This is a genomic window from Mesorhizobium sp. M2A.F.Ca.ET.067.02.1.1 (genome assembly GCF_004023285.1).
Classification (GTDB): Bacteria; Pseudomonadota; Alphaproteobacteria; order Rhizobiales; family Rhizobiaceae; genus Mesorhizobium.
The window spans coordinates 1-6,332 of the sequence record NZ_RZSB01000331.1 but is presented as its reverse complement, the minus strand read 5'-3'; the positions used below and the strand labels follow the sequence as shown (position 1 = coordinate 6,332).

Genomic DNA, 6,332 nt, shown 5'->3' with positions numbered 1-6,332 from the left:
GCCGAAGAGGCTGACCTCACCCGCGCGGGCGCCCGCCGCTTCCTGCTTACATTGGTCGCCACGGGCTACGCGACGCAGTCCGGCCGGCAGTTCTCGCTGTCGCCGCGCCTTTTGACCGTCGCGCGGACCTGGCTCGGCGGCGCATCGCTCTGGACCTTCGCCGCGCCCATCATGCGCGAGGTGGCCGGCAAATTCGACGAAGCCTGCAACGCGGCGGTGCTGTCGGGCGAGGATGTCGTCTATGTCGCGCGCATCCCTGGACGGCGAATCTTGAGCGTTGCGCTCGATGTCGGCACGCGGCTGCCGGCCTATTGCACGTCGATGGGGCGCGTGCTGCTTTCCGGCTTGGCGGCGGATGAGTTGAAGGCCTTCCTCGCTGACGCGACCATCGAACGGCGCACGCCGAAGACGATCACCGGCCGCGCCGCGCTCGGCAAGGCCATTGACAGAGCGAGGGTCGATGGCTTCGCCATCGTCGACGAGGAGCTGGAGCTCGGCCTGCGCTCGATCGCTGTGCCGATCGTCGACCGCGCCGGCCGCACCGTCGCCGCCATCAACGTCTCGACGCAGTCGGCGCGTTTCTCGGTCGAGGCGATGGAGCGCGACATCTTGCCGGTGTTGCGGACGGCCAAGCAGCGGGTGGAGGAGTTCTTCTTCGTTTGAGCAGCAACGGCAACCGCCCGAAGTGAGCGCTGCCCCTCATCCGCGACGACGGTTCTCCGACGACCGGTGAGTGCTCAATGTCTGCTTGAGCGTTCCGCCATATAACGGGCTGGCGAGACGCCGAGCGCCTTTCGAAACATTGTGACAAAGCTGCTGACGTTCTCGTACCCAAGGTCGCCAGCAACCTGTTTCACCGACGCGCCGCTCGCCAACCACTGCACCGAGAGGATAATGCTCAACTGCTGTCGCCAACGACCGAAGCTCATGCCCGTCTCGGCGGCGATTACGCGCTCGAGCGAGCGAACACTGAGTCCAGAACATTTTGCCCACGATTCGAGAGTTCCGCGGTCAGCTGGATCCGTTATCATGTCCTGGAAGATCGAACGAAGCCGAGGATCGGTTGGCATTGGCAGGTGAAGGTTGCCGAGCGGCGCTGTCGAAACCTCATGCAGCAGCAAGGCCGCAACTCCCGATTCTACTCCGTCCGCCTCATGATCTGCTGGGAACTGCGCGCTTCGGACAATCAACTCGCGCAACAGCGGACTGACGGTAATCGTGCAGCACGTCATGGGCAGCTTCGCGCCTGCCGCCGGCTGGACGAAGGCCGCATAGCTGTCGATGTTCCCGGAGGCTGCGATCCGATGCACCATCCCGCCCGGAACCCAAAGCGCGCTCTGCGGGGGCACGATCCAGATGCCGCCCTCGACTTCACAACGAAAGACGCCAGAGAGTCCCAACAGCAGCTCCGACTTCCGGTGGGAGTGATGGTCCAGCTCTAAGCCCTCGGTGACCATCTCGACGCCGACCGTGACGACGTCTCGGCGCGCCGCTTCGACCGTGGGCATGAGCTCAGCCAAGTCATTCCATTGACGCAGGATCGGCAAAGGGTCGCGCGCCAGGAAATTGGCACAATATCAATATATATTGGCCAAGTTTCGCGTTTCCGTCAACCTTACCCTCAGATAATGTCCGACGCGGTGGCGATGGATGCTGAAGGGGACGCTGAGATGAACGAAATGCCGTGAGCCCCTAGGCTCATCGACACACCTCTAGCCTGTTTGAAAGCAGGCTCGTCCCAGGCTCGCTCATCGTCGCGGACAACACGACTTACTGCCCGGATTGCGAAGCTTACGTTCGTGAACCAGCCAATGGCTACCTCTCGGTTCCGTTCGCCGACGACATCGAACTCTGATGCGGACCGGATAGAAAGCATCGCAGTCGCAAACGGCTGCTTTTGATCGTGCCTACACTAAACAAATAAAGCTTAGCTGAAAGATAACACATGACTTCAACTTCCGAAGAGACCACTGTTATCATTGTTGGAGCCGGTGTGTCCGGTCTGACGTTGGCGTCCTTCCTGCGGACCTCCGGCGTGGCCTGCGTTGTCCTGGAGCGGATCGATCGGGCCCGCGTCGAAGTCCGGCAGCGTGCCGGCGTCGTTGATGCACGCGCCGTGCGCATGTTCGAGCAATGGGGATTAGCGGACAAGCTCCTCGCCGGCCCGCTTGCCCAGACCATTGATTATCGCGTCAACGGCGTTGGTCGCATTTTCGAGACCATCGAAGACGACGGCAGCCCGGGTCGATTCTGCACCCAGCAAATGCTCGTCAATAACCTGTTGCGCGAACTGATCGATGTGATGGCGGGTGACATCCGCTTCAGCGTCACCGACGTGTCGATCCAAAATGACGAGGACCGGCGTCCACGGGTCAGCTATTCAGATGCCGCGGGCGCTCACGAGTTCGTCTGCGATTACATCATTGGGTGCGACGCCGAGCACGGTGTCAGCCGGGCATCGATCCCAGATGGTGTCTTGACGAAGTACAGCCATGACTTCGGTTATGCGTGGTTGGCGGCGCTCGTTGAGGCGCCTGTTACCGGCCATCCGATCATGGGCGTCAGCGACCACGGCTTTGTCGCGCAGCTTCCTCGCGGCCCCCACCGGAGCCGGTATTACCTGCAATGCGCGTTTAGCGATGGTCCGGCAGACTGGCCGGATACGCGGATCTGGGATGAAATCCGGCTGCGTCTCTGCGACAACACGATCGAAAATGCCGTGGTCCATGACAAGGACTTCGTACCTATGCGATCGGTGGTCTATGCGCCGATGCAATATCGGAATCTTTTCCTCGTCGGCGATGCCGCCCACCTCTTGCCGCCCACGGGCGCCAAGGGAATGAATCTGGCTCTATACGATGTGGATGTGCTCGCCCAGGCGCTGGTGCGCGCGGCGCGCGATCACGACAGAGCGGCGCTGGACGCCTACTCAAGCACGGTCCTGCCGCACATCTGGAAGTACCAGGAGTTCAGTGCCTGGATGACCGATACGATGCATGACGCTGGTGATCCAACGCAAAACGGTACGTTTCGCCAGATGGCCGCACGCGCTCGTCTCGATAACTTGTTCGACTCCCCGACCGCAGCTCGTTTGCACAGCGAATACCAGCGGGGGCTGAACTAATGCCAGCTATGACGAAGAAAGTGGCTCTGGTGATGGGCGGCGCGAGTGGCATCGGCCTGGCCATCGCCGAACGGTTGGCGAAGGAGGGCGCCTTGGTCTTCCTGACCGGCCGTCGCGTTGTTGATGTCGAAGCCGCAGTCGCCCAAATTGGCCCCGCCGTGCGCAGCGTGGTGGCCGACGCGAGCAACCCCGCGGATATTGAACGGGTCATCGCGACAGTCGGCGCGCAGGGCGGTCAAATCGATGCGCTGGTCTACAACGCCGGCATCATGGAACCGGCGGACCTGGAAGAGAGCATACCGGAGCATTTCGACCGCCACTTCGCGGTGAACGTGCGCGGCGCCCTTCTCACCATGCGGGCAGCGGCGCCGCGCATGGCTGCCGGGGGCCCGGCGCTGTTCTTGGGGTCGGTCGCCGACGTGAAAGGGGCGACGCCCTATGGAACATATGCCGCAACCAAGGCGGCTCTGCGCTCCTATGTGCGCAGCTGGACTGGCGAACTCGCGCCGCGCGGCGTACGCGTGAACATCCTGAGCCCCGGCCCAACGGACACCGCCATGATGGCATCGATCCCAGACGAAATGCGCGACGGGATCGTCAGCCAGATACCGCTGGCCCGCATGGGCCGCGTGGAAGAAGCCGCGGCGGCGGCGTGGTTCCTACTCAGCGACGAAGCAAGCTTCATAACCGGCGCCGAGCTATACGTCGACGGCGGCATGGCTCAAGTGTGACGGGTGCGGGGCGAAGCAGCCGGCAACCGACGAGCGCCTGATGATCCGCCTTTGCCCCCGGATGAGTTGGCTGGCTTAGTTCTGCCCATGTAGGAAGAACTCGATCGGCACCACCAGTTCGAGACGGTCGCCAGGCACCTCTGCAGGCGTTTGGGCAGGGGCTGGGCGCGCTGGATCAACGCCAAAGTCTCTTCGTCGAGGAGGTCATGGCCGGAGGTCTTCTCGATCCTCGCCACGAGCACCTACCGCTGCGATCCATCGTGAAGCGAACATAGGATACGCCTTGCTGGCGGCGGTACTGTGCAAGTGCCGGATAACGCTTGAACTCCTCCAATCGGTCGAGAACGAGCCCCTGCCACGTCGGCATCGCGTTCGACAGCGAGGCAGAAGACGCCTGTGGCGCGGGAGCGGTCGGTACCGAGGACGACAGGGCGGGAACAGCCGGCGGGGCGGTTGTGGCGGTCGCGGGCGGACGATCGACCGGCAGAGCCTCCTGCCGCTGCGCAACCTGACGACGTGGCACGATGCGGATCCTCGGGACAAGCCCGAGGATGACGGCGTTGCGTTGGTCGTCGCGATAAGCCCATACGCGATTGCCCCTGTGTAGTGACCGGAAGAAGGACCTAGCCGTTGACGCTTCATTTCTGATACGGTATTGAACAGGATTATACAGGTTCATTGAACAGGTATCGATATGGCCCGTCGCGCGATGCAGCTCTCTCCCGGCACGGGCAAGCCCGAGCAGATCGCGACGGTTCTGGAGCATGAGATACGCTCCGGCGTGCTCGGCTTCGGCGACCGCCTGCAGAGCGAGAACGAGCTCGTCCAGCGCTTCTCCGTCAGCCGCAACACGGTCCGCAAGGGGCTTGAGGAACTGTCGAGCCGCGGGCTGATCACCACCAAAGTGGGCATCGGCTCCTTCGTCACCTTCGACGGCATGCCGGTCGACGACGCGATCGGCTGGTCGCGCGCGCTGGCCAATGCCGGCGCCAATGCCGAGACCCGCACCTTGCGGCTCGAGATCATCGAGGACGCGGAACTGGCGGCCAGGCTCGGCGTCGAGAGCCCATCCTTCATCGCCGTCGACCGCGCACGCACCAATGCCGATGACGGCCATGCCATCTCGATCGAGCGCAGCCGGCTGCCGCTGTCGCCCGAGTTGGAAGACATACCCCTGCGGGGCTTGCGCGAAGGCACGCTGCACCAGACGCTGCGTGGCGCAGGGCTCGTGCCCGACCATGGCGAGGAATGGGTCGACATCGAGATGCTGAGCGCTGCCGACGCCGCCATTCTCGCCTGCGCGCCCGGCACGCCGTTCCTGCGCACGCGCCGGCTGACGCGCGCCGCCGACGGGCGCGCCATCGAATTCGTCACCAGCCTGCTCAACCCCGCGCATTTCGCGCTGCATCTGGAGTTCTGAGCATGGCAGGGGAGGCGATCGATCGGGCGCTGGGCGCGCTGATCGGCGGGGCGCTGGGCGACGCGCTGGGCATGCCGACGCAGCTTCTGTCGCCGGGCCGCATCGCCGAGCTTTACGGCCATGTCGAGGATTTCGTCGCGCCCGCCGCCGATCACCCGGTGTCGAAAGGGCTGCCGGCCGGCGCGATCACCGACGACACCGAGCAGGCACTGCTGCTTGGCCACATTCTGGTCGAGTCCGGCGAGCGTTTCGACCATGCGCGCTGGGTGAACGCGCTGCTCGGCTGGGAACGCGACGTCAAGGCGCGCGGCAGCTACGACCTGCTCGGACCATCGACCAAGCGCGCCATCGACGCCATCAACAGCGGCGTGCCGGCCGAAGAGGCCGGGCGCGCCGGCGACACCAATGGCGCGGCGATGCGCATCGCGCCGGTCGGCATCATGATGCCGTCGGAGCCGCTTGGCGCGCTGGTCGCCAAGGTGGCCGAAACCTGCCGGGCCACGCACAACACATCCATCGCAATAGCTTCCGCCAGTGCCGTTGCCGCTGCAGTCAGCCTTGGCATTTCGGGCGGCGATTGGCGCGCCGCTTCCGGCCATGCGGTCGCGGCAGCAAGGCTTGGTGCTACGCTTGGCCATTGGGTCACCGGCGGCGACATCGCCGTGCGCATTGTCTGGGCGCAGGAGCTTGTCCGCGGCAAGGCGGAGAAGGAAGCCATCAAGCAGATCGTCGACCTGATCGGTACCGGCGTTGCCTGCCAGGAATCGGTGCCGGCCGCCTTCGCGGTGCTGGAGGTCGCCCAAGGCGACGCCTGGCGGGCTGCCGTGATCGCCGCCAATCTCGGCGGCGACACCGACACGATCGGGGCGATTGCCGCCGGCATGGCCGGCGCCTGCGCCGGTCTGTCGAAGCTGCCGCAGGACCGCATCGCCGAACTGCATGGCATCGACATCGCGGAGGTCCGCGCGCTGGCTGCGGATCTGGTCGCGGCCCGGACGGCCAAGACCGGTCCAGGCAAGGAGGACGCGGCGTGAGCGGTCGGCTCGTCCATGTCGGC

6 protein-coding genes and 1 pseudogene are annotated in these 6,332 nt (G+C 64.5%); 6 read left to right on the top strand and 1 reads right to left on the bottom strand.

From position 1 onward, the window contains the following. A partial coding sequence (locus tag EOA28_RS21055; protein ID WP_128315223.1) for an IclR family transcriptional regulator C-terminal domain-containing protein occupies positions 1-663 on the top strand: 663 nt, incomplete at its 5' end. 74 nt (positions 664-737) lie between these two features. Here the strand turns inward: EOA28_RS21055 and EOA28_RS21050 are convergent. Beyond that, positions 738-1,508 (bottom strand): helix-turn-helix transcriptional regulator, encoded by a 771-nt coding sequence (locus tag EOA28_RS21050; RefSeq protein ID WP_127251443.1) that lies wholly within the window; start codon positions 1,506-1,508, stop codon positions 738-740. Between the two features lie 209 nt (positions 1,509-1,717). Between EOA28_RS21050 and EOA28_RS40355 the strand changes: the two are divergent. The 5 genes and pseudogenes from EOA28_RS40355 to EOA28_RS21020 all read left to right on the top strand — a co-directional run. Further along, positions 1,718-1,855 (top strand): annotated as a pseudogene (locus tag EOA28_RS40355) (O-methyltransferase); the annotation flags it as partial. Between the two features lie 90 nt (positions 1,856-1,945). Then, entirely contained in the window at positions 1,946-3,124 is a 1,179-nt protein-coding gene (locus tag EOA28_RS21040) for a 4-hydroxybenzoate 3-monooxygenase (RefSeq protein ID WP_127251430.1), read from the top strand. Continuing rightward, complete coding sequence (locus tag EOA28_RS21035) at positions 3,124-3,855, top strand: SDR family oxidoreductase (protein ID WP_127251431.1); 732 nt, start codon at positions 3,124-3,126, stop codon at positions 3,853-3,855. The genes EOA28_RS21040 and EOA28_RS21035 overlap by 1 nt, the downstream gene beginning before the upstream one ends. 694 nt (positions 3,856-4,549) lie before the next feature. Next, positions 4,550-5,275, top strand: coding sequence for a GntR family transcriptional regulator (locus EOA28_RS21025; RefSeq protein ID WP_042647561.1), 726 nt, complete (start codon positions 4,550-4,552; stop codon positions 5,273-5,275). A 2-nt stretch (positions 5,276-5,277) separates the two neighbouring features. Then, the gene (locus EOA28_RS21020; RefSeq protein ID WP_127251432.1) at positions 5,278-6,309 is read left to right on the top strand and encodes an ADP-ribosylglycohydrolase family protein; all 1,032 of its coding nucleotides are present in this window, start codon (positions 5,278-5,280) and stop codon (positions 6,307-6,309) included. Positions 6,310-6,332 lie beyond the last annotated feature (23 nt).